The organism is Streptomyces sp. NPDC001027 (genome assembly GCF_040299045.1).
In the GTDB taxonomy this organism is placed as follows: Bacteria; Actinomycetota; Actinomycetes; order Streptomycetales; family Streptomycetaceae; genus Streptomyces.
This window is the reverse complement of sequence record NZ_JBEPBI010000070.1, coordinates 1-22,412: the sequence shown is the minus strand read 5'-3', so window position 1 is coordinate 22,412 and position 22,412 is coordinate 1. Positions and strand designations below refer to the sequence as shown.

Below are 22,412 nucleotides of genomic sequence, written 5' to 3'. Positions count from 1 at the left end.
ATGAGTACGAAGGCACTGAGACTGGGGACGAGGCGCAGCAAACTCGCCATGGCCCAGTCCGGGCAGGTCGCGGACGCCGTGAGCCGGGTGACCGGACGGCCCGTGGAACTCGTCGAGATCACCACCTACGGCGACGTCTCCCGAGAGCACCTGGCGCAGATCGGCGGCACGGGCGTCTTCGTGACCGCGCTGCGCGACGCGCTGGCGAGGGGTGAGGTCGACTTCGCGGTTCACTCGCTGAAGGACCTCCCCACCACGCAGCCCGAGGACCTGGTCCTGGCCGCCGTGCCGGTGCGCGAGGACCCGCGTGACGTGATCGTCGCCCGGGACGCGCTGAAGTTCACCGACCTGCCGCGCGGGGCGCGCATCGGCACCGGCTCGCCGCGCCGCATGGCCCAGCTGAACGCGTACGCACGGGCCCACGGGCTGGACATAGAGACGGTCCCCATACGCGGGAACGTCGACACCCGGATCCGGTACGTGCACGACGGCGAGCTGGACGCGGTGGTGCTGGCCGCGGCCGGCCTGAGCCGCATCGGCCGCATCGACGAGGTCACCGACTTCCTGTCGATAGACACTGTTCTGCCCGCTCCCGGCCAGGGAGCACTGGCGATCGAATGCGCCGCGGACGACGCAGCGCTGATCGCCGCGCTCGGCGAACTCGACGACCCGTTCACCCGGGTCGCCGTCACTGCCGAAAGGTCCCTGCTCGCCGCCCTGGAGGCCGGCTGCAGCGCCCCCGTGGGCGCGCTGGCCGACCTTCTGGCCGACGGGCAGATTGTCAAGGAGATGCGCCTGCGCGGCGTCGTCGGCACCACCGACGGCGCTCGCACGGTGCAGCTGTCCACCACCGGTCCCGTGCCCGAGACGCACGACGGGGCAATGGCGCTCGGTCGCGAACTCGCAGCCGAGATGCTCGCCCAGGGCGCGGCCGGTCTGATGGGGGAGCGAGCACAGTGAGCCCCACCGCCCTTCCAGCCGCCGGTCCTGAACACGGGCACGTCACCTTCCTGGGTGCCGGACCCGGGGATCCGGGACTACTGACTCTGCGCGCCGTGGAGGCGCTGGCGCACGCGGACGTCCTCGTCGCCGAGCACGAGGTGCTCGACGTCGTGCGGACGCACGCCAGGCCGGGAGTCGCCGTCGTGAGCGCGGACGCGGGTCCTTCGCCGGACCCTGTTCCGCTCACGGGCGCACCCCGCCCGACGCTCGTTGACGGCACGTCAACAACCGCTGAGACACCCGCTGTGCGCGATGCCGCACATCTTGTCATGGAGGCCGCGCGGGGCGGCAGGCGGGTCGTCCGAGCGGTGTCCGGGGACCCCGGACTGGATACGTACGCGGCGGAGGAAATGCTCGCCTGTGCGGCCGCCGGCGTTCCCTTCGAGGTGGTCCCCGGCATCGCGGCCGCGGTCGGCGTGCCCGCGTACGCCGGTGTGCCGCTGCGCGACGCGCAGGGCGCGGACGTCCGGTTCGTGGACGCGCGCACGGCCTCGGACCGCTGCTGGACCGAGGTCGGCGCCTCCGACGGCACGGTCGTCGTGTCGACGACCCTCGACTCGGTGGCCTCGGCCGCGGGCGAGCTGGTCTCGGCGGGCCGTAAGCCCGACACGCCGATGACGGTCACCGTGGCCGGCACGACGACCCGGCAGCGCACCTGGGCGGCGACGCTCGGCACGATCGCCCAGACGCTGAAGCAGGCGAAGGTGCTGCCCTCCCCGGAGGGCGGCCGGCCGGTGATAGTCGTGGTCGGCGAGCGTTCCGCCCCCGCCCAGCGCCACCAGTTGTCATGGTTCGAGTCCAAGCCGCTGTTCGGCTGGAAGGTCCTCGTGCCGCGCACCAAGGAGCAGGCGGTGTCGCTCTCCGACCAGCTGCGGTCGTACGGGGCCGTCCCGCACGAGGTGCCGACGATCGCCGTCGAGCCGCCGCGCACGCCCCAGCAGATGGAGCGCGCGGTCAAGGGCCTGGTGACCGGACGCTACGAGTGGATCGCCTTCACCTCCGTCAACGCCGTCAAGGCGGTGCGGGAGAAGTTCGAGGAGTACGGGCTCGACGCGCGTGCCTTCGCGGGCATCAAGGTGGCCGCGGTGGGCGAGCAGACCGCGAAGGCGTTGATCGCCTTCGGGGTGAAGCCGGACCTGGTGCCGAGCGGCGAGCAGTCGGCCGCGGGCCTGCTGGAGGACTGGCCGCCCTACGACCCGGTCTTCGACCCGATCGACCGGGTGTTCCTGCCGCGCGCCGACATCGCCACCGAGACCCTGGTGGCCGGGCTCATCGAGCTGGGCTGGGAGGTCGACGACGTGACGGCCTACCGGACCGTGCGGGCCTCGCCGCCGCCGGCGGAGACGCGCGAGGCGATCAAGGGCGGCGGTTTCGACGCCGTGCTCTTCACGTCCTCGTCCACCGTGCGCAACCTGGTGGGCATCGCGGGCAAGCCGCACAACGTCACGGTCATCGCGTGCATCGGTCCGGCGACCGCCAAGACGGCCGAGGAGCACGGCCTGCGGGTCGACGTGATGGCTCCCGAGCCGTCGGTGCACAAGCTCGCCGAGGCGCTGGCCGACTTCGGTCTGCGCCGGCGCGCGGCGGCCCAGGAGGCCGGAGACCCGGTCAGCCGGCCGAGCGAGCGCCGACCGGGCGCGCGCCGGAGGCGGGCCACCTAGCCGCTTGCTCCGCTCGCTGTCCTGACGACAGACAGGCCATGTGCCCTGCCTCTCCGCGCTGGAGAGGCAGGGCACACGTGTTTTCGGTGGCGCGCCTTCACACGCCCGACCCCTGAGAAGGGTGCTCCTCAGGGGTCGGTATGACTCCTCCACGGCTGCCCCTGGCGGGAGACTCCGCGGCGCGGGCGGCCCGAGCGCCTAGCGGGAGGCGCTGACGGAGGCGCTGGGGCGGTCGGTGCGGGAGCCCGGCCAATGGTGAGGTCAGTGGTCGGTCGCGAACGGCAGGAAGGCCGTCCAGGTGGTGGGGGCGAGGGCGAGGCGGGGGCCGTGGGGGTGCTTGGAGTCGCGGACCAGGATGCGGGCCGGGGCTGAGGCCAGCTCTACGCAGTCGGGGCCGTCAGCAGTGCTGTAGCTGCTCTTTATCCACTCCAGCTTGGCGTCGGCGGCGGAAGCCTTGAGCGTCATGTCTTCGTCTCTCCCAGTACTTTTTCGATGAAGGCCAACGACTCCCGAGGGCTGAGAGCCTGCGCGCGGATGACTCCGTAGCGGATGTCGAGAACCGTCGTTTCCTTGGGGTCGGTCATCACCCGGCTGCTGAGAGGCGCCTCACTGAAGGCAACCGTGGCTCCGTTCTTGAGCTTGAGGAGCCTGAACGAGCCGTCGGTTCCCGAGTTCTCCTCACGGTCGAGGGGCAGGATCTGAAGGTCCACGTTGCGCCACTGGCTCACCTTCAGCAGCCGTTCGAGCTGCTGTCGCATGACCATCCTGCCCCCAATGGGCCTGCGCAGCGTCGACTCGCACTGAACGAAGCTGAAAACGCGTGCTCCCGACGGCGGGTCGAGGATCCTCTGACGCGCCGAGCGTGCCGCAACCTGCTGGTTCACCTCTTCCTCGGTGAACTGTGGCCGGCGTGCGTCGAAGATCGCCCGGGTGTACTCAGGGATCTGCAACAACCCATGAATCACCGAGTTGTTGTAGGCGCACAGCTCGACCGCGTCCGCCTCCAGCTTCTTCAGGTCCCGGACCTTCTTCGGGTACCGGACCTCCGCCAGGTCCTCCTGCAGCGCCGCGATCCTACCGCCCGCCGACAAGGCCTCGTCCGCGCGGTCCAGGTACTCGGGGCGGGGGATACGGCGTCCCCGCTCCACGGACGAGACCTGCTCCTCGCCGTACCCGATGGCCGCGCCGAACTCGGCCTGGGTGAGGCCGGCCGACTCCCGCCACAGCTTCAGCTGCCGCTGGACGGCCCTGATGACGGCCCCCGCCTCCTCGTCGTCCTCCGGTCCCGCGTCCCAGTCGCCCACGTCCGCCGTCCTCCCGCCGCGCCCTTTTCCGTTCAACCCCGGATGCCCGCGCCCCGTCACCCCGTACATCCCGGACGGAACTCGACGCCGCACGGACAGACACCGTCCGCACGGGCAGCTTTTCTTCACAGGCTACGCAGGCACGGACACGCTGAGTGACGTGAATCGACAAACTGTGCGTGCTCCGCTCCAGCAGTTCTCCGTGCCGCTCTCCGCCACCCGGCGTGGCGCCCGTCTCGCCCGTCTGCTCGCCGCCGAGCAACTGCGCTCCTGGGAAATGCCGTTGGACCCGGCCAGGCTGGTGGTCGCCGAACTCGCGGCGAACGCCGTCCTGCACGGCCGCGTTCCCGGTCGCAGCTTCCGCCTCACGCTCTCCGTCACCGCGTCCGGGACTTTGCGCGTCGAGGTCGCCGACATCCGGGGTGATCACCTGCCCGCCCCGGCGCGAGCGGTGACCGACGGCCCTGCGGAGTCCGGCTACGGGCTGCTGCTCGTCGAGGAACTGGCCGACCGGTGGGGTGTGCGACGCGGGCCGGTTCCGTGCAAGACCGTGTGGGCGGAGCTGGATTCCCCGCTATGCCGGTGAACTCCGTACCGGAGCCCGGAAACACGGGACCCGGTGGGGTGAAGGCCGGTGCTGCGGGCGGTAAAAGACGAAAGAAACCCGGGAAAAAACCCTTCCAACCAAACCAAACCCCGTGTTTGTCACTCGGGTGGGTGAAACGGGCCGTTGTGGCTGGCGTGTGCGTCCTCGCGCCGTGCACGCTCGGCTCGGACGACCCCACACATGCATCGGCCCCCGCCGGGACTGCAATCCCAGTGCGAGGGCCTGACCACCGAGGAAGACAGGACCTTCCCCATGGCTGTGACCAAGCCTATCCCTGTGCCGGGCCCGGCACAGGGCGTTCGGCTCAGTGCCACCCACTCCGGTGTCACCCACGTACGTGCGTACCAGTCGAGCCACTACACGATCATCGGCAACCACCTTGCCCAGCACCGGGCGTTGTCGCTGACCGCGATCGGGCTGGCCACGCACATCCTGTCGCTGCCGCAGGGCGCCCCCGTCGACATCCGCAGCCTCGCCGACCGCTTCCCCGAAGGGCGGGACCGCATCGCCTTCGGGCTGCGTGAGCTGGAGACGCACGGCTATCTGGAGCGGGTGCGCGAGCGCAAGGACGGGGGCCGTTTCGTCACGCGGACGTACGCGCACAACGCTCCGGCGCTCACCCGGGGCCGGGCGGAGGCGACCGCGGCACGGGAGGAGCCGGTCGCTCCCGACGCAGTCGCCGACTGCGTCACTCCGGTCGCGGCCGTGGTCCCGGCCGCGCCGGTCGTGGTCGTGGAAGCCGTAGAGGTCGATGCGGCAGGCGGCACCGTCCCAGAAGAGGCTCCGACGCCGTCGTCCGAGTCGTTCGACGCCTTCGAACCCTTTGGTCAGAGACCGTCCAGCAGCGAGCACCGCGACAAGGCCTTCGCCCTGCTCGCGGGCCTGCGCCGCGCCGACGACCGCTTCACGCTTTCCCAGAAGGACGTGGAACGCCTCATCCCCGCCGTCGTCGCCTGGTTCGGCAACGGCGTCTCCCGGGCCGCCGTGATCCACGCCGTGACCGCCGACGTTCCCGCCCTTCTGAAGTCTCCCGCGGGGTTCCTCGCCCACCGGCTCCGGGAAGGTCTCCCCCCGCCCCTGCCGACGCTTCCGTCGTCTGCAGATCATGACGGTGCCCCGCCAACCGCCTCCGTGTCGATCCCGCCGGATCCCTGGTCGGACCCCTGGACGGACTGTGAGGGCGGCTGTACGCGGGTCTTCCGGGAGTCGGTGCCCGACAAGTGCTGTCGGGACTGCCGTGCGCGTAGAGCGGCAGCGTCCCCGGGGTCGCCGGTGGTCTGCCTGTCTGAGCCCCCGCCGACGCGGGACTTCCCGCCCGCACCCACCACTCCCGAGGAAGCGGCCCATGCCCGACGACACGACCCACTCCGCCTACGCACGCGTGTACCGAGCCCTGCTCGAAGCGGCTGACGACCTCGAGACACTGAGGCAGGAGGGCGCCGAGATCGGAGTGGAACCCCATGCCGGCGCCGCCCTGGCGGCGGTGCGGCTCGCCTCGGCCGTGCTGTTCCCCACCGTGCCCTGTCAGTCCGCCCTGGTCCCAGGACACCGACCGACTGCTGGAGCTGTGCGTCAACTGGCGTGACGCGGCCTTCGAAGTGGGTGAGTTCGCTCGCGAGGCCGACCTACGGCTCGTGCAGGGCGGAGAGGACCGGTGAGGGGCCGACGAGGCGTCGGCAAAGGGGCTGTCGGGCCGGGCGTAGCGTAGGGCGCATGACGAAGTACGGATCCTTTCCCGGGACGCGTCCCCGGCGGCTGCGCACCACCCCCGTCATGCGGCGCATGGTCGCCGAGACGCGTCTGCATCCGGCCGACTTCATCCTGCCCGCGTTCGTGCGGGAGGGCGTGAGCGAGCCGGTGCCGATCACGGCGATGCCGGGGGTCGTGCAGCACACGCGGGACAGTCTGAGGAAGGCCGCGCTGGAGGCCGTCGAGGCGGGGATCTCCGGGATCATGCTGTTCGGGGTGCCGGAGGAGTCCAAGAAGGACGCCCTCGGGACGCCGGGGACCGATCCGGAGGGGATTCTGCAGGTCGCCATCCGCGACGTCCGCGCCGAGGTGGGGGACGACCTGCTCGTGATGTCCGACCTGTGCCTGGACGAGACGACCGACCACGGGCACTGCGGCGTGCTGGACGACGAGGGGCGCGTCGACAACGACGCCACCCTCGAGCGGTACGCGGAGATGGCGCAGGTGCAGGCCGACGCCGGCGCCCACGTGGTGGGGCCCAGCGGGATGATGGACGGGCAGATCGGGGTCGTCCGTGACGCGCTCGACCAGATCGGGCGGGAGGACGTCTCGATCCTCGCGTACACCGCGAAGTACGCGTCCGCCTTCTACGGGCCCTTCCGGGAGGCCGTCGGCTCCTCGCTGAAGGGCGACCGCAAGACCTACCAGCAGGACCCGGCCAACCTCCGTGAGTCGATGCGCGAGCTCGCCCTCGACCTGGAGGAGGGCGCGGACATGGTCATGGTCAAGCCGGCCGGCCCCTACCTCGACGTCCTCGCCCGGGTCGCCGACGCCGTGGACGTGCCGGTCGCCGCCTACCAGATCTCCGGCGAGTACTCGATGATCGAGGCCGCCGCCGAGAAGGGCTGGATCGACCGCGACCGGGCGATCCTGGAGACGCTGACCGGGATCAAGCGGGCCGGCGCCCAGAACATCCTCACCTACTGGGCCACCGAAGCGGCCCGGAAGCTGCGCTAGCTCCGGTCACCGGAGCCGAAGCCGGAGCCGGTCAGGGCGCCGGAGCCGGTCAGGGATCCGGGGAGCGGGCCGGAGCCGTTCAGGGTGCTGGAGCTCGACGGGCCCTCGTCGCGCAGGCCCTCGCCGTCACGGCACGCGGTGAGGGCGAGCGCCGCGGCGGCGGTGAGCGCGACGGCGAGCAGACGGACGCGGCGCCGGGTGGGGGGAGTGGGGCGAGTGGGCATGGGGCAAGCCTGTGCCGTGCGCCTCGCGTCTTCCACATCCGTGGCCCGATTCGGGACGCCGAATCGGTCCCATACTGCCTGACCTGCGCAAACGCCGTCGATGCGGGACGAGGTGCGGGACGCCCGACCGGCTGCTGAGCCGTCGGCGTCCGCCGGGCGCGGACGCTTCGGCGGCGGAGGTGTGCGGGTTGTCGGGCCGTCCACATGCCAGAAACCCAGGTGTAGACGGCACGTATCTCCTTAGGGTGCGGACATGACTGTCGCATCCGTCTCCGCGTCCCGCTCGGTTCCCCCGCTCGCCGCCCGCAGCCGGTCGGTCGGCGGCTCGCCCGTGCGGGACATCCTCGCCGTCACCGCCCGCCCCGAGGTGATCAACTTCGCGGGCGGGCTGCCCGCGCCCGAGCTGTTCGACCGCGAAGGCGTCGCCGCCGCCTTCCGGCACGTGCTGGAAGAGGCCCCGGCGCGAGCCCTGCAGTACTCCACGACCGAGGGCGAACCGGCCCTGCGGGAGCGGCTCGCCGCCCGCACGACGGCCCGCGGGCTGCCCACCGCCGCCGACGACCTCCTCGTCACCACCGGCTCCCAGCAGGCGCTGTCCCTGCTGGCGAGCGCGCTGGTCGACCCCGGCGACACCGTCCTCGTCGAGGCCCCCTGCTACCTCGCCGCCCTCCAGGTCCTCGCTCTCGCGGGAGCGCGGATCCTCGCCGTGCCCGGCGACGCGGACGGCCCCGACCCCGAGGCGCTCGCGGACCTCGTCGTGCGCGAACGGCCCAAGCTGCTCTACACCGTGCCCACCTTCCAGAACCCCACCGGCCGCACCCTCCCCGCCGGACGCCGTGCCGCCCTCGCCTCCGTCGCCGCCCGGCACGGCCTGTGGATCGTCGAGGACGACCCCTACGGCGAACTCCGTTACGACGGCGCGCGTGTGCCCTGGATCGCCGCCCACCCCGACGCCCGCGACCGCACGGTGCTGCTCGGCTCCTTCTCCAAGGTCATGGCCCCCGGCATACGGCTCGGCTGGCTGCGCGCCCCCGCCGAGCTGCTGCGGGCCTGCGTCGTCGCCAAGCAGGCCGCGGACCTGCACACGCCGACCGTCAACCAGCTCGCCGCCGCCCGCTATCTGGCCGTCGAGGACCTCGACGCCCATGTGGCCCGGGTGGCCGGCGTGTACCGCGAACGGCGCGACGCCATGCTGACGGGGCTGGGCGAGGCGCTGCCGGACGGGTCGGTGTGGAACACGCCCGAGGGCGGCATGTTCCTCTGGGCCCGCCTGCCCGACGCGTACGACACGGCGGCTCTCCTCCCGCGGGTCGTCGCCCAGGACGTGGCCTATGTGCCCGGCGCCCCCTTCTACGCGGGCGACCCCGACCGGTCGACGCTGCGTCTGTGCTTCGTGACGCAGACGCCGCAGGAGATCGCGGAGGGGCTGCGCAGGCTGGGGCGGGGGCTCAGGGAGTGACGGGTGCGGGGGCGGCCCGTCAGTCCCACCAGAAGGACCAGGCGTGTTCGCCGACGAGCCGCTTCGCGTAGGAGGCCAGGTCCCCGTCGTCGCCCTGCAGGACGTTGTCCGGGCAGAACGCGAAGTGCTCGGCGGCGACCGCCGCGGCCTGCGCGGGCGTGGCGGGCGGCGCGGCCACGGAGAGCACCAGCACGTCGAAGCCGAGCCCGACGACCCGTATGCCGAAGCGGTCCTCCCACGAGCGCAGCACCGCACTCAGCCGGGCGGTGTCGCTCTCGTGGTTGGCCGGGCCCGTCCAGCCGAGCGCCGCGGGCACGTCCGCGCTGCGGCGCGCCGGGACCAGGGCGAGATGGGGAGCCGCGAAGAGGGAACCGCCCTCGCCGGTCAGCGCGTCTGCGACCTGCGCGGCGCGTGCGTCGGGCTCGGAGGCGAGGGTGAGGCCGTCGGCCAGGCCGGGCCACTCCTCGCCGTCGGCCGCGCACTCCTCCCAGTACTCGGCGAGCACGTCCTCCGCGTCGTGATCGCCGGGGTACGACATCTCCCCGGGCGCCAACTCCCACTCCTGTGGGCCGCCTTGGGAGCCGCCCAGGTCGACCAGCACCGGCAGCAGCCCCGCCCGCGCCGAACTGCCTCCGAGCGCGGCCCAGTTGCCCGGGGCGGCCGACCGCTGCGCATGCCACAGCAACGGCTCGTGCCAAGGACCCTCGTCGGGCGCGTCGATCAGTCTCCCCGGGGGGAGCAGCAGCCCGAGGGAGCGCCCGCTCGGATCGGACGCGAGCCCCGGCAGCGGGTTGGGAAGAGTCGCCATGCCGGCGACTGTACGGGCAGCCACTGACATCGGGTCACCGCCCGCCGTCCGCCGCCGCGGCCGTCCCGTCGACACGTCCCGCGACGCCGTGTCCTCGCAGGCCGCAGGGGTGGTCGTCCCGCGGGGACGTCAGTTTCCCGGCGACCGTGGCGAGCGGTGCTCCGCGCCCCCCAGTCTCGTTGCCGAGCCGGTCGGTCCGACCGGCCGCCAACCATCGGAGGGGACAGAATGCGAGCTCTGACCAAGACGCTCGTCGGCTTCACCGCAGCCGTCGGGATCGCAGCCGGAACCCTGGCGGGGGCCGGCGCGGCCAGCGCCGCGGACACCGCCGGCGCGTCACGGACGGCCGTGAACGCCCAGGCCGCGATCCTCGCGACGCAGAACTTCGGCCTGAGCGCCCAGCAGGCGAAGAACGTGCAGTGCTTCATGCGTGGTGCCCCGGCCCGGTACACCGGCAACATCGACGGCGAGCTGGGCACCAACAGCTGGAAGGCGATGCAGCGCCATCTGAAGGAGTACTGGGACTACAACGACGACATCGACGGCGATCCCGGCCCGAACACGATCCGCGCGCTGCAGCGCATGCTGGCCTTCGGCTGGGACTACAACGACAGCATCGACGGGAAGGCCGGCGCGAACACCAAGGCCGCGTTCAAGCGGTTCGCCAACGAGATGAGCGTCTTCTACCCCTGCTGACCGCGACGACCACGGCCCGCCCCCCCCAGCGTGGGGAGAGCGGGCCGCGGTCGCGTGCTGCCGTCGTCTCAGAGCCGCTCGGGCGTCCGGATGCCCAGCAGTGCCATCCCCTGGTGCAGGGTGCGGGCCGTGAGGTCCACGAGGAACAGACGGTTCTCCACGACCTCGGGCGCGTTGTCGGGCGACAGCACGTGGCACTGGTCGTAGAACGTCGTCAGCAGCGAGGCCAGCTGGTACAGGTAGGCGGCGAGCTTGTGCGGCTCGTACGCCTCCGCCGCCTCCGCGACCGTCTCCCCGAACCGGTCCAGGTGCAGACCCAGCGCCCGCTCCGCCGGGGCGAGCGCCAGCTCCGGATGGGCGGCGGGGCCGGCCTCGCCGGCCCTGCGCAGGATCGACTGGATACGGGCGTACGCGTACTGGAGGTACACGGACGTGTCGCCGTTCAGCGAGACCATCTGGTCCAGGTCGAACTTGTAGTCGCGCACCGCCGACGTCGACAGGTCGGCGTACTTCACCGCCCCGATGCCCACGTACCGGCCGTTCTCCACGACCTCCTGGTCCGTCAGGCCGACCTTCTCGCGCTTCTCGCCGACCACCGCCGTCGCCCGGTCGACCGCCTCGTCCAGCAGGTCCACCAGCCGCACCGTCTCGCCCTCACGGGTCTTGAACGGCTTGCCGTCCTTGCCCAGGACCGTGCCGAAGGCCAACTGGTGCGCCTTCACGTCGTCGCCCAGCCAGCCGGCCCGGCGCGCCGTCTCGAACACCATCCTGAAGTGCAGCGACTGACGGGCGTCCACCACGTAGAGCAGCGTGTCCGCCTTCAGCTGGAACACCCGGTCGCGGATCGCCGACAGGTCCGTGGCCGCATAGCCGAAACCGCCGTCGGACTTCTGGACGATCAGCGGCACCGGGTTGCCGTCCGGGCCCTTGACGTCGTCGAAGAACACGCACAGCGCGCCCTCCGAGCGGACCGCGACCCCGGACTCCTCCAGCAGGCGGCAGGTCTCGTGCAGCATGTCGTTGTAACCCGACTCGCCGACGATGTCCTCGTCCCGGATCTCCATGTCCAGCTTCTCGAAGACGGAGAAGAAGTAGATCTTGGACTCGTCGACGAACTTCTGCCAGGACGCGAGCGTGCGCGGCTCGCCCGCCTGGAGGTCCACGACCCGGCGACGGGCGCGCGTCTTGAACTCCTCGTCCGAGTCGAAGAGCCGACGGGCCGCCTTGTAGAGGCGGTCGAGGTTCGACATCGCCTCCTCGCCGCTCACCTCGGCGTCCTTGTGGTCCAACTCGTGCGGATGCTCGTCCAGGTACTGGATGAGCATGCCGAACTGGGTTCCCCAGTCGCCGATGTGGTGCCGGCGCACGACCGTCTCGCCGGTGAACTCGAGGATCCGGACCACCGCGTCGCCGATGACCGCCGAGCGCAGGTGACCGACGTGCATCTCCTTGGCCACGTTGGGCTGGGCGTAGTCGATGACCGTCGTGCCCGGCTGCGCCGCGTGCGGCACGCCGAGGCGGGCCGTGTCGTCGGCGTAGCGCGCGGCCAGGGTCCGCGTGATCGCCTCGTCGGAGATCGTGACGTTGAGGAAGCCGGGGCCCGAGACCTCGATCTCCCGGATCACCTCGCCCGACACCACGTTCGCCACCACCTGGGTGGCCAGCTCCCGCGGGTTGGCCTTCGCCTTCTTGGCCAGCGCCAGAATGCCGTTGGCCTGGAAGTCGGCCCGGTCGCTTCGTCGCAGCAGCGGGTCCGCACCGGCCTCCGGCAGGGTGGCCGAGAGGGCGTTCGCGAGGCACTGACGGACGAGTTCGGTGAGCGACGTGACCGAGGTCATGGGGTGGGAGCCGTTCTCCTCGTGGGATCGGTAGACGTCGCCAGTATCCCACGCGGGGTAAAGCGGTTATCCGGGCGCGAAAGGCCGGGGCCCGGGCGGGGGCTCGGGCGGACGCCAGGGCAGGGCTGAGGCCCGGGCCCGGGCACGGTCTCGTAAAGGGGTTTTCGCGGTTGCGGGCGGAACTGGGAGAATGGGGCTCCAGCCGTCGACCGTACCGGCTGCCCCGGAGAAAGAAGGACGTGCCGATCGTGGCTCAGAGCACCGAGACCACCGACTGGGTCTCCCGTTTCGCGGACGAGGTCATCGAAGAGTCGGAGCGTCGGGCCCCCGGCAAACCGGTCGTGGTCGCCTCCGGACTGTCCCCCTCCGGCCCCATCCACCTCGGCAACCTCCGCGAGGTCATGACCCCGCACCTCGTCGCCGACGAGATCCGCCGTCGCGGACATCAGGTGCGCCATCTCATCTCCTGGGACGACTACGACCGCTTCCGCAAGGTGCCCCAGGGCATCGCGGGCGTCGACGACTCCTGGGCCGAGCACATCGGCAAGCCGCTGACCTCCGTCCCGGCCCCGCAGGGCTCGCCCTTCCCGAACTGGTCCGAGCACTTCAAGGCCGCGATGACCGCGTCGCTCGCCGAACTCGGCGTCGAGTTCGACGGCATCAGCCAGACCGAGCAGTACACCTCGGGCGTCTACCGCGAGCAGATCCTGCACGCGATCAGGCACCGCGCCGACATCGACGCGATCCTCGACCAGTACCGCACCAAGAAGGCCCCGGCGAAGAAGCAGCAGCAGAAGCCGGTCGACGAGGCCGAGCTGGAGGCCGCCGAGGGCTCCGGCGCGGCCGACGAGGACGACGGCTCCTCCGGCACCGCCGGCTACTTCCCGTACAAGCCCTACTGCGGCAACTGCGAGAAGGACCTCACCACCGTCACGTCCTACGACGACGACACCACCGAGCTGACCTACGCCTGCACCGCCTGCGGCTTCTCGGAGACCGTCCGGCTCAACGAGTTCAACCGCGGCAAGCTGGTCTGGAAGGTCGACTGGCCGATGCGCTGGGCCTACGAGGGAGTCGTGTTCGAGCCCTCCGGCGTCGACCACTCCTCCCCGGGCTCCTCCTTCCAGGTCGGCGGCCAGATCGTCGGCATCTTCGGCGGCAAGCAGCCCATCGGGCCGATGTACGCCTTCGTCGGCATCAGCGGCATGGCGAAGATGTCCTCGTCCAGGGGCGGCGTGCCCACCCCCGGCGACGCCCTGAAGATCATGGAACCGCAGCTCCTGCGCTGGCTCTACGCCCGTCGCCGCCCCAACCAGTCCTTCAAGATCGCCTTCGACCAGGAGATCCAGCGGCTCTACGACGAGTGGGACAAGCTCGACGGCAAGGTGGCCGACGGCTCCGCCCTGCCCGCCGACGTCGCCGCGCACACGCGTGCGGTGCGCACCGCCGGCGCGGAGCTGCCGCGCACCCCGCGGCCGATGCCGTACCGCACGCTCGCCTCCGTCGCCGACATCACCGCCGGCGAGGAGGCGCAGGCCCTGCGCATCCTGAGCGAACTCGACCCGGACGACCCGCTCGGATCCCTGGACGAGGCCCGGCCGCGGTACGACAGGGCCGAGGCCTGGATCAACACGCACGTCCCCGCCGACCAGCGCACCATCGTGCGCCAGGAGCCGGACGCCGAACTGCTCAAGTCCCTCGACGAGGCCTCCCAGCAGTCCCTGCGGCTCCTCCTCGACGGACTCGCCGGCAACTGGTCCCTCGACGGGCTCACCCACCTCGTCTACGGCGTCCCCAAGGTGCAGGCGGGCTTCTCCGCCGACGCCACGCCCAAGGAGCTCCCGCCGGAGATCAAGACCGCCCAGCGCACGTTCTTCGCCCTGCTCTACCACCTGCTGGTCGGACGCGACACCGGTCCGCGCCTGCCCACCCTGCTCCTGGCCGTCGGCCAGGACCGGGTACGGGCCCTGCTCGGGGAGTGAGCGGCGCGTGAGCCGTGCGTGAGCAGGTGGTGAGCCGCGAGCAGGCGAGCCGTGAGTGAGGAAAGGGGCCCTCTGCCGAGGGCCCCTTTTCCTGCTTTCCGCCTCGATGCGCTGCCTCAGGCGATGTGGTCTTCCTGCAGCTCCGCCGTGTGGCGGTTGGTGAAGCGGTTGACCATGCGGTCGGCCTCGCGCTGCGGGATCGTCACGCCGAACGTCGCTTCCACGTCGTCCCTGAGCTGGCCCGAGGTGGGGTAGCTGCCGTCTATCGACTTCTTGAAGACCATGTAGTAGTCCTCCTCGGTCGGCTCCGGGGAGCCGCCGCCCCCGCCGAGCTCGCGGCTGCGGCCGGGGACCACCGGGATCGGGAACGAACCGGTCTCCTCCGGGGACGGCTCCTGGACCGGGGGCTCCTCCTGGTACTGGTCCGTGTACTGCTCGGCGTCCCGCTGCTCGTCGTACCAGTCGGCGTACTGCTCCGCGGGGTCGTAGGTGGGGTCGTAGCCGCCCTGGTAGGCGACCTCGTGCGGCATCGCCTGGAACCAGGGGCTCTGGTCCTCCTCGGGCTGCCCGGGCTGTCCCGGCTGCCCGTACGGCTGCTGCGCCTGTCGTCCGAAGCCGGCCGACGGATCCTGCGCGTACTGCTGATTCTGCGCAAGCTGGGGATTCCCCGGGGACGTCGGCGCCGTCGGCCCCTGGAGCTCGGCCGGGGCGTGGGACTGCACCTGCGCCCGCTCCTGCGCCTGGGTCGGCACCGGGGGCAGCAGCGCGGGTTCTATCCCCGCCGCCGCCAGGCCCGCCGGGGCGGTCTCCGCGAGCGGGACGCCGTAGCGGGCCAGCCGCAGCGGCATCAGCGACTCCACGGGAGCCTTGCGCCGCCAGGCGCGGCCGAAGCGCGATCGCAGCCTGGCCTGGTAGACGAGACGTTCCTGCTCCAGCTTGATCACCTGGTCGTAGGAGCGCAGCTCCCACAGCTTCATCCGGCGCCACAGCAGGAAGGTGGGCACGGGGGAGAGCAGCCAGCGCGTGATGCGCACGCCCTCCATGTGCTTGTCCGCCGTGATGTCCGCGATCCGGCCGATGGCGTGCCGGGCGGCCTCCACCGACACCACGAACAGGATCGGGATCACCGCGTGCATGCCCGTGCCGAGCGGGTCCGGCCAGGCCGCCGCACCGTTGAACGCGATCGTCGCCGTGGTCAGCAGCCACGCCGTCTGCCGCAGCAGCGGGAACGGGATGCGGATCCACGTCAGCAGCAGATCCAGGGCCAGCAGGACGCAGATGCCCGCGTCGATGCCGATGGGGAACACATACGAGAAGTTCCCGAAGCCCTTCTCCAGGGCCAGCTCACGGACGGCCGCGTACGAACCGGCGAAGCCGATGCCGGCGATGATCACGGCGCCGGTCACGACCACGCCGATGAGAACGCGGTGCATCCGGGTCAGCTGTATTGGCGCGGCCACCCGCACTCCCCTCCCCTTGCGTGTTCTTGCGCGCAACAGGGTGGCACATGTGTGCGGTGCACGCCTTTCCGGACCGTCAGCTCTTCGCGGAGGCGGTCGCCTTCGGGGCCGCCGCGGCCGTCTTGGACGCCGTCGCCTCCGGGGTCGCCGCCGACGGCAGCGAGGCTCCCTGACCCGGCGAGACGGACGCCGACTTCGACGGGGACGGACTGGCCGAACCCGTCGGCGAACCGGCCGGCGAATCCGCCGAACTCCCGCCGCCGCCAGCGCCGTTGGCCGATCGCACCGACGCCACCGCTTCCTTCGCCGCCTTCTGCGCCGACGCCGCCAGCGCGTCCGCGCTCGGCGCCTTGTCACCCGCGAGACCGGCCCCGTTGTAGTCCAGGGTGACGACGACGTTCTCCACCCGCGCCACCACCGTCTGCTGCTTGAAGGCGCCCTCGGTCTTCTTCAGGTCGTAACGCACCAGCGTCGCCTCGTCGCCCGCGCCGGCCACCGGCAGCGACTTCGCGTTCGTCGCGCCCGCCACCGCCTGGGAGTCCTTGACCTGCTTCGCGTAGTACGTCTTCGCCTGCGACTCGCCGTCGCCGGTCGTCGCGTCCGACTCGAAGCGCAGCAGCGACACGTTCAGCCAGCGGAACTGCGACCCCTTCACGCCGTTGTTGGCGAGGCTCGACCACGAACAGCTCGCCCGGTCCGCGCTGTCCCCGGTCGTCCCCTCCTTGCCGGCGGCGACCCCCTTCGGCACCAGCTCGGTCAGCGTCTTCTTCGACACCACCGCGCACGCCTTCGGGAGCTTCTGGTACGCCGCGGCCTGCACGGTGGGGGCGGTGCTCGCGGCGGAGTCCGCGGCGGAACCGGCGCCGGCGCCGGCGTCCTTCGAGCCGTCGTCCGAGCCGGAGTCCGAGGAGCAGCCCGCGGCGATCAGCATCACCGGGACGGCGAACGCGGCTGCCAGGAGGCGGCCCAGCCCCCCTGTGCGCGTCGCTCGCTCGTCACGCTCCTCGCGCTGGTTGAACTGGCCGTCTCGCTGGGCTCGTCGCTGCATGGTTCCTTCACTCATGACGCTCGTGGTTCCTGCGGTCGGATCGGGTCCGAGGGGCCACGGTACGCGGTGAAGACTGTGTGCGGTTCTGCTTCGAAGGCTTCGCGGGCGGGGCGCGACGCGCCCCGAACCGACCTCAGCCGGCCAGCGAGTCGACCAACTGCGCGGCCAGTTTCCTGGCCTTGTCCTGCATTTCCTCACTGTCCGGCGTCACGCCGACGATCGCCGGCTGCTCCTCGTACTGGATGGTCACCAAGACGTTCGACGTGCGGAACGCCACAGTCACCGTCCGCTGTGCGACCGTCGAACCGGAGCTTGCGAGCGCGTCGTCGATGAACGCCTCGTCGCCGAGGTCGTCCAGGAGCCGGGGCTGCAGATCGGCCGCCGCGGTCGTCGAGGAGGCCGACGCCGACGCCGAGGAGGCGGGCGGGGAGACGGAGGAGGAGGCCGTCGACGAGGACGATGCTCCCGCGCTCGGGGAGTTCGTCGCGCTGGGGGAGGGCGGGGCGCCCGTCGTGGCGGACGCGGCGGGCGCCGGCAGGTCGGCCGCCGCCACCTTCTTCGCGAACAGCGTCTCCGCCTGGGAGTCGTCGCTCACCGCGTTGTCGTAGGAGACGACCCGCTCGAAGTCGACGAGGAGGTGGTCGGTGGCGTCCGCCGACTCCACCTTCCAACGGCAGCCCACCTTGCGGTCCGTGTCGTAGGTCAGCGTCGCCTCGCCGGCGTAGGCCGCGTCCCGTCGCGTCACGTCGGTGAGCTGCTGGATGCCGGGAAGCAGGGAGTCGAGCGTGGCCCGGCTCACCACGCCGCACGCCTCCGGCAGCGTGGCGTACTTGCCCGGCTGGGCGGCTGGCGCCGACGTGTTGGCCTCGCCGGGGTTGGAGTCGTCGTGCGAGCCGGCGTCGTCCGAGCCGCCTGTGCAGCCGGCCAGCAGCGCCGCGAGGAGCGCGACGACGCCGGGTACGTAGGCCTTCCGCTGCACGGTCGGCTCCTCTCGACGGTCACTTCGGGATGGGGGGTCTTCGGGTCCGCGTCCTCGCTGGTTAATCGCTTGCCGGGCGAGGCGGGTCCCTGCAGACAATGTGTATCGCACGCACCACCGTGGATGCCGGTCCGTCGTCTGTTTTCGACGACCTTGGCACCGGTTTTGCGATTCACAACTTTTTTGGTTTTCCGGGGGAATGAGGGCGATATGTCGTACGTGGAAATGCCGGGCGCGAAGGTGCCCATCCGTATGTGGACCGACCCGGCGTCGGTCGAGGAGGGCGCGCTGCAGCAGCTGCGCAACGTGGCCACCCTGCCGTGGATCAAGGGCCTGGCGGTCATGCCGGACGTCCACTACGGCAAGGGCGCGACGGTCGGCTCGGTCATCGCCATGCGCGGGGCCGTCTGTCCGGCGGCAGTGGGGGTCGACATCGGGTGCGGGATGTCCGCGGTCAAGACGTCGTTGACGGCGAACGACCTGCCGGGGGACCTGTCCCGGCTGCGCTCGAAGATCGAGCAGGCCGTGCCGGTGGGGCGGGGGATGCACGACGACCTCGTGGATCCGGGGCGGTTCCACGGTCTGGCCGCCGGCGGCTGGGACGACTTCTGGAGCCGGTTCGACGGCGTCGCGGAGACGGTGAGGTTCCGCCGCGAACGGGCGGGCCGGCAGATGGGGACGCTGGGCGCGGGCAATCACTTCGTTGAACTTTGTACGAGTGAGGACGGGTCGGTCTGGCTCATGCTGCACTCCGGTTCCCGCAACATCGGCAAGGAACTGGCGGACCATCACATCGGCGTGGCCCAGCGGCTCCCGCACAACCAGGGCCTGGTCGACCGCGACCTCGCGGTCTTCATCTCGGACACCCCGCAGATGGCGGCCTACCGCAACGACCTCTACTGGGCGCAGGAGTACGCGAAGTACAACCGCACGATCATGATGGCGCTCCTGAAGGACGTGGTCCGCAAGGAGTTCAAGAAGGCGAAGCCGACCTTCGAGCAGGAGATCTCCTGCCACCACAACTACGTGGCGGAGGAACGGTACGAGGGCATGGACCTGCTGGTCACGCGCAAGGGCGCGATCAGGGCGGGTTCGGGCGAGTACGGGATCATCCCGGGCTCGATGGGCACGGGCTCGTACATCGTGAAGGGCCTGGGCAACGAGAAGGCCTTCAACTCGGCCTCGCACGGGGCGGGTCGGCGGATGAGCCGGACCGCGGCCAAGCGCCGCTTCTCGACGAAGGACCTGGCAGAGCAGACGCGGGGCGTGGAGTGCCGCAAGGACTCCGGCGTGGTGGACGAGATTCCGGGCGCCTACAAGCCGATCGAGCAGGTCATCGACCAGCAGCGGGATCTCGTGCAGGTCGTGGCGAAGCTGAAGCAGTTCATCTGCGTGAAGGGCTGAGCGGACGAGGCTCCCGTGAGCGGGCGCCTCGTCCGTCGGTTCACGTGAGCCGTTTCTCCAGCAGGGTCACCGCGTACGGGCTGCCCGAGCCGCCGTCCTTCGCGCGCTGTTCGCCGACGACCGTGTAGCCGGCCGACTCGTAGTAGGCGCGCAGGCGGGGGTTGGCGGAGAGGCAGTCGAGGCGGGCGTAGGGGCGCCCGGCGGCGGCGATGCGGGACTCGGCGTGGGCCAGCAGCCCGCGGCCCGCGCCGGGCGGGGCGGTGTGGGGGGCCGTCATCAGGCGGTGGACGTAGCCCGCCTCGGGCGGACGGGGGCCCCAGGCCGCCGGGTCGTCCCACCAGAGTTCGTACGCGCCGGTGAGGGCGGCGCCGGTGTGCGCCAGCCAGACCTCGCCCTCGCGCATGCGGTCGAGGAAGTGGGCCTCGGTCTTCTCGCCCGGCCGCCACTGCCGGATGCCGCGGGCGAGTTGCCACAGGGCGGCCGTGTCGCGCAGGCGGACCAGGGCGGCGGCGTCCTGCGGCCGCGCCCTGCGGTAGGACGGCTCCGGCCAGCCGGCGGGGAGCGGTTCGAGGAGGCGGGAGCGCAGGGCCGTGGACAGTTCGGCCGCGTTCAGACCGAGGGCGCGCGTCACGTACGCCTCCACCGAGCCGTGGCGCTCGCGCAGGGCCGCCAGGAACAGGCGCATCGCCGCCCCAGGGGCGCGGCCGAAGGTCGGCCAGGCCGGGGAGCGGCCCCCGTTGCGGCTGCGCCAGCCGGCGAGCAGACCGGGTGCGGCCAGTTCCGTGAGGGTGAAGTCCTCGACGACCACCTCGTCGGGGACGCCGAGGAGGCTGAGGATCAGGGCGGCGAGCTGGCCGGTGCGGTCCTTGCCGGAGGCGCAGTGGAAGACCAGGGGCTCCTCCGCCGCGGCCACCAGGCGCAGTGCCGTCGCGATCTCCTCGGCGCCGTCCTCGGCGACCTCCAGGTAGCGGGCGCAGAGGTACGGGCCGGGGTCGGCGTCCGGGGTCGGCGCCGGCCGGTCGTAGGAGCGGTGTTCGATGCTGACGTTCCGGTAGGCGAAGGAGCCGTGCCCGGGGACGCGGCCCTGTGCCTCGATCTCCCGGGGGCGCCGCAGGTCGATCACCGTGCGCACGCCCAGGGCGAGGAAGCGGTCCCAGTCCGCGGTGCCGGGGGCGAGTCCGCCGAGGGAGTCCGCGCGGAACAGACGGCCGGGGCGGACGCGGTGGCCGGTGCCGGCGGGGTATCCGCCCAGGTCGCGAAAGTTGTGCAGGGTCTCGAACGGTATGTGTCGGTCCACGGACCAGACCTTACGGCGGAGCGGGAACCGGAACGGCGCTCGGCGGTGTCTTCAGGTGCACCTTCGAGCTTGCTCGAACAGGGATGCGACCCGTGGACCCGCGAAGGCGCGGGGTCGACGGGTCGCAGGTCACGGGGACACGGGAAGACGGGGGTGCCGCAATGGAACGCAGGCGGATGCGTGCGGGAGTCTGGGCCGCGGGGCTGGCGCTGCTGGCCGTCGGGTCGCTGGCCGGCTGTTCCCAGGAGTACGAGGACAAGCGGGGCATGGGGGACGCCCCGGTGCAGGGCAAGGCGGGGGACGACACGCCCGCCGAGGTGTTCAACATGCCCGACGGTTTCGGGAACCTGGCCACGAAGTGCGTGGGCCACGGGTACCGGGCGTATGTGACGACCAACGCGACCGGTCCGTCCAACGTGCAGATCGTGCAGGACAAGACGTGCGGCGGCTGACGGCGGCCGTCGTGGCGTGCGCTCTGGCGCTGCTGCTCGGCGGGTGCTCGCAGGAGTACTACGACGAGCGGGGCAAGGCCGACGCCCCGGTGGCCGGGCGGACCGGGGAGGACACGCCCGCCGAGGTGTTCAACATGCCCGACGGTTTCGGGAACCTGGCGACGAAGTGCGTCGGCAAGGGCCGCCGCGGTTATGCCACCACGAAGTTCGTGCAGGCCGAGGACGAGGACGACGTCGTCGTCATCCCCGCCAACGCGGTGATCGTCGACGATCCGGACTGCCCCGGTCCCTGACCGCGCGCGGCGGCGGCCCCTGCGCGCGCGGGGGCCGCCGCGGCCGGCTCACGGCTCCCGGTGGACCTTGGTGTTCGACGCCTGGGCGCGGGGGCGCAGGACGAGGAGGTCGACGTTGACGTGGCTGGGACGGGTCACCGCCCAGGCGATCGTCTCGGCGACGTCGGAGGCGGTGAGGGGTTCGGCGACGCCCTCGTAGACCTTGGCCGCCCTGTCCTGGTCGCCGCCGAAGCGGGTGAGGGCGAACTCGTCGGTCTTCACCATGCCGGGGGCGATTTCGATGACCCGGACCGGCCGGCCGACTATCTCCAGGCGGAGGGTCTCGGCGAGGACGTGCGCGCCGTGCTTGGCGGCGACATAGCCCGCGCCGCCCTCGTAGGTGCCGAGACCGGCGGTGGAGGACACCACGACCACGGTGCCGTCGCCGCTCGCCTCGAGCCGGGGCAGGAGCGCCTGGGTGACGTTCAGGGTGCCGAGGACGTTCGTCTCGTACATGGCGCGCCAGTCGGCGGGGTCGCCGGTGGCGACGGGGTCGGCGCCGAGCGCGCCGCCGGCGTTGTTGACGAGCACGCCGATCGTCCGGAAGGCGGTGGCGAACTCGTCGACGGCGGCGCGGTCGGTGACGTCCAGCTGGTAGGCCGTGGCGGAGCCGCCCGAGCGGGTGATCTCCTCGGCGAGCGCCTCGATGCGGTCCTTGCGGCGGGCGGTCAGGACCACGCGGTAGCCGGCCGCGGCGAGTTCCCGGGCGGTCGCGGCGCCGATCCCGCTGCTCGCACCGGTGACGACGGCGATGCGGGAGGCGGTGGGCGGTACGGCGGCGGCCATGGACTGCTCCTCGGGCGGGGTGCGGGGCGGGGTACGGCTGGGCTACGGCCAGGATAGGCGGGCGTGATGTGCGGCCGGCCGGGGGTCCGCGGCGGGCCGTCGTCACCTGTTGGAGGGCGTCTGCCGGGCGCCGGGCGTGGCATGCATGCCCTGCGTACGGGCCGGGCGGTTTCCGGTCGAGGAGTGGCGGCATGCGCGGGTTGCGGGCTCTGACGGTGTGGGGTGCGGCGCGGCGCTGACGGGGGGGCGCGGCGCCGGCGGGGGAGCCGGAGGCGGCAGAGGGGAAGGGGGCGGCGAGGGAGGCCGCCGGGCCGGGGGGGGTGCCTCTATGTCTTTCGTCAAGCGGTGCGGGGGCTTCTCGGCTGGT

Annotated in this window: 21 protein-coding genes; 11 read left to right on the top strand and 10 right to left on the bottom strand. The window is 71.8% G+C overall.

The features are described from left to right. Positions 1 to 960, top strand: coding sequence for a hydroxymethylbilane synthase (gene hemC / locus ABT300_RS20595; RefSeq protein WP_351677614.1), 960 nt, complete (start codon positions 1 to 3; stop codon positions 958 to 960). Continuing rightward, the gene (locus ABT300_RS20590) at positions 957 to 2,663 is read left to right on the top strand and encodes a bifunctional uroporphyrinogen-III C-methyltransferase/uroporphyrinogen-III synthase (RefSeq protein WP_319281447.1); all 1,707 of its coding nucleotides are present in this window, start codon (positions 957 to 959) and stop codon (positions 2,661 to 2,663) included. The genes hemC and ABT300_RS20590 overlap by 4 nt, the downstream gene beginning before the upstream one ends. A 261-nt stretch (positions 2,664 to 2,924) precedes the next feature. On the opposite strand, the gene ABT300_RS20585 is transcribed toward ABT300_RS20590, so the two are convergent. Further along, the gene (locus ABT300_RS20585) at positions 2,925 to 3,128 is read right to left on the bottom strand and encodes a DUF397 domain-containing protein (protein WP_351677612.1); all 204 of its coding nucleotides are present in this window, start codon (positions 3,126 to 3,128) and stop codon (positions 2,925 to 2,927) included. Continuing rightward, positions 3,125 to 3,967, bottom strand: a complete 843-nt coding sequence (locus ABT300_RS20580) for a helix-turn-helix domain-containing protein (RefSeq protein WP_351677610.1) — start codon at positions 3,965 to 3,967, stop codon at positions 3,125 to 3,127. The genes ABT300_RS20585 and ABT300_RS20580 overlap by 4 nt, the downstream gene beginning before the upstream one ends. Before the next feature lie 151 nt (positions 3,968 to 4,118). Here ABT300_RS20580 and ABT300_RS20575 point away from each other — a divergent pair, with 151 nt between their 5' ends. From ABT300_RS20575 to hemB, 3 genes are all read left to right on the top strand, one after another. Further along, positions 4,119 to 4,553, top strand: coding sequence for an ATP-binding protein (locus tag ABT300_RS20575; protein WP_351677654.1), 435 nt, complete (start codon positions 4,119 to 4,121; stop codon positions 4,551 to 4,553). 273 nt (positions 4,554 to 4,826) lie between these two features. Beyond that, positions 4,827 to 5,984: a helix-turn-helix domain-containing protein gene (locus ABT300_RS20570; protein WP_351677608.1), complete on the top strand. Its 1,158-nt coding sequence runs from the start codon at positions 4,827 to 4,829 to the stop codon at positions 5,982 to 5,984. Between the two features lie 303 nt (positions 5,985 to 6,287). Then, entirely contained in the window at positions 6,288 to 7,280 is a 993-nt protein-coding gene (hemB, locus tag ABT300_RS20565) for a porphobilinogen synthase (RefSeq protein ID WP_351677607.1), read from the top strand. Here the strand turns inward: hemB and ABT300_RS20560 are convergent. After that, entirely contained in the window at positions 7,277 to 7,504 is a 228-nt protein-coding gene (locus ABT300_RS20560) for a hypothetical protein (protein ID WP_351677605.1), read from the bottom strand. The two genes, hemB and ABT300_RS20560, sit on opposite strands and share 4 nt — an antisense overlap. Before the next feature lie 253 nt (positions 7,505 to 7,757). Here ABT300_RS20560 and ABT300_RS20555 point away from each other — a divergent pair, with 253 nt between their 5' ends. Further along, positions 7,758 to 8,963: an aminotransferase-like domain-containing protein gene (locus ABT300_RS20555; protein ID WP_351677603.1), complete on the top strand. Its 1,206-nt coding sequence runs from the start codon at positions 7,758 to 7,760 to the stop codon at positions 8,961 to 8,963. Positions 8,964 to 8,982: 19 nt separating this feature from the next. Here ABT300_RS20555 and ABT300_RS20550 read toward each other — a convergent pair whose 3' ends face one another. Then, positions 8,983 to 9,771: a DUF4253 domain-containing protein gene (locus ABT300_RS20550; protein WP_351677602.1), complete on the bottom strand. Its 789-nt coding sequence runs from the start codon at positions 9,769 to 9,771 to the stop codon at positions 8,983 to 8,985. Between the two features lie 228 nt (positions 9,772 to 9,999). Between ABT300_RS20550 and ABT300_RS20545 the strand changes: the two genes are divergently transcribed. Beyond that, positions 10,000 to 10,467, top strand: a complete 468-nt coding sequence (locus tag ABT300_RS20545) for a peptidoglycan-binding domain-containing protein (protein ID WP_351677600.1) — start codon at positions 10,000 to 10,002, stop codon at positions 10,465 to 10,467. A gap of 68 nt (positions 10,468 to 10,535) precedes the next feature. Here the strand turns inward: ABT300_RS20545 and argS are convergent, their stop codons facing one another. After that, positions 10,536 to 12,305 (bottom strand): arginine--tRNA ligase, encoded by a 1,770-nt coding sequence (gene argS, locus ABT300_RS20540; protein WP_351677597.1) that lies wholly within the window; start codon positions 12,303 to 12,305, stop codon positions 10,536 to 10,538. Between the two features lie 239 nt (positions 12,306 to 12,544). Here argS and lysS point away from each other — a divergent pair, with 239 nt between their 5' ends. After that, positions 12,545 to 14,287, top strand: coding sequence for a lysine--tRNA ligase (gene lysS / locus ABT300_RS20535; protein WP_351677595.1), 1,743 nt, complete (start codon positions 12,545 to 12,547; stop codon positions 14,285 to 14,287). Positions 14,288 to 14,403: 116 nt separating this feature from the next. Here lysS and ABT300_RS20530 read toward each other — a convergent pair whose 3' ends face one another. The 3 genes from ABT300_RS20530 to ABT300_RS20520 all read right to left on the bottom strand — a co-directional run bounded on the left by ABT300_RS20530 (position 14,404) and on the right by ABT300_RS20520 (position 17,774). Then, positions 14,404 to 15,747, bottom strand: coding sequence for a DUF2637 domain-containing protein (locus ABT300_RS20530; protein WP_351677592.1), 1,344 nt, complete (start codon positions 15,745 to 15,747; stop codon positions 14,404 to 14,406). A 76-nt stretch (positions 15,748 to 15,823) separates the two neighbouring features. Next, positions 15,824 to 16,810, bottom strand: a complete 987-nt coding sequence (locus tag ABT300_RS20525) for a DUF3558 domain-containing protein (RefSeq protein WP_351677589.1) — start codon at positions 16,808 to 16,810, stop codon at positions 15,824 to 15,826. A 118-nt stretch (positions 16,811 to 16,928) separates the two neighbouring features. Beyond that, positions 16,929 to 17,774: a DUF3558 domain-containing protein gene (locus ABT300_RS20520; protein ID WP_351677586.1), complete on the bottom strand. Its 846-nt coding sequence runs from the start codon at positions 17,772 to 17,774 to the stop codon at positions 16,929 to 16,931. A 210-nt stretch (positions 17,775 to 17,984) separates the two neighbouring features. Between ABT300_RS20520 and ABT300_RS20515 the strand changes: the two genes are divergently transcribed. Continuing rightward, positions 17,985 to 19,178: an RtcB family protein gene (locus tag ABT300_RS20515; RefSeq protein ID WP_351677583.1), complete on the top strand. Its 1,194-nt coding sequence runs from the start codon at positions 17,985 to 17,987 to the stop codon at positions 19,176 to 19,178. Positions 19,179 to 19,218: 40 nt separating this feature from the next. Here ABT300_RS20515 and ABT300_RS20510 read toward each other — a convergent pair whose 3' ends face one another. After that, complete coding sequence (locus ABT300_RS20510; protein ID WP_351677581.1) at positions 19,219 to 20,475, bottom strand: GNAT family N-acetyltransferase; 1,257 nt, start codon at positions 20,473 to 20,475, stop codon at positions 19,219 to 19,221. A gap of 176 nt (positions 20,476 to 20,651) precedes the next feature. On the opposite strand from ABT300_RS20510, the gene ABT300_RS20505 reads away from it, so the two are divergent. Together ABT300_RS20505 and ABT300_RS20500 are read left to right on the top strand one after the other, a co-directional pair. Beyond that, complete coding sequence (locus tag ABT300_RS20505; protein ID WP_351677578.1) at positions 20,652 to 20,927, top strand: hypothetical protein; 276 nt, start codon at positions 20,652 to 20,654, stop codon at positions 20,925 to 20,927. Then, positions 20,915 to 21,220 (top strand): hypothetical protein, encoded by a 306-nt coding sequence (locus ABT300_RS20500; protein WP_351677575.1) that lies wholly within the window; start codon positions 20,915 to 20,917, stop codon positions 21,218 to 21,220. The genes ABT300_RS20505 and ABT300_RS20500 overlap by 13 nt, the downstream gene beginning before the upstream one ends. Positions 21,221 to 21,268: 48 nt before the next feature. Here the strand turns inward: ABT300_RS20500 and ABT300_RS20495 are convergent, their stop codons facing one another. Then, entirely contained in the window at positions 21,269 to 22,045 is a 777-nt protein-coding gene (locus ABT300_RS20495) for an SDR family NAD(P)-dependent oxidoreductase (protein ID WP_351677572.1), read from the bottom strand. Between the last annotated feature and the right edge of the window lie 367 nt (positions 22,046 to 22,412).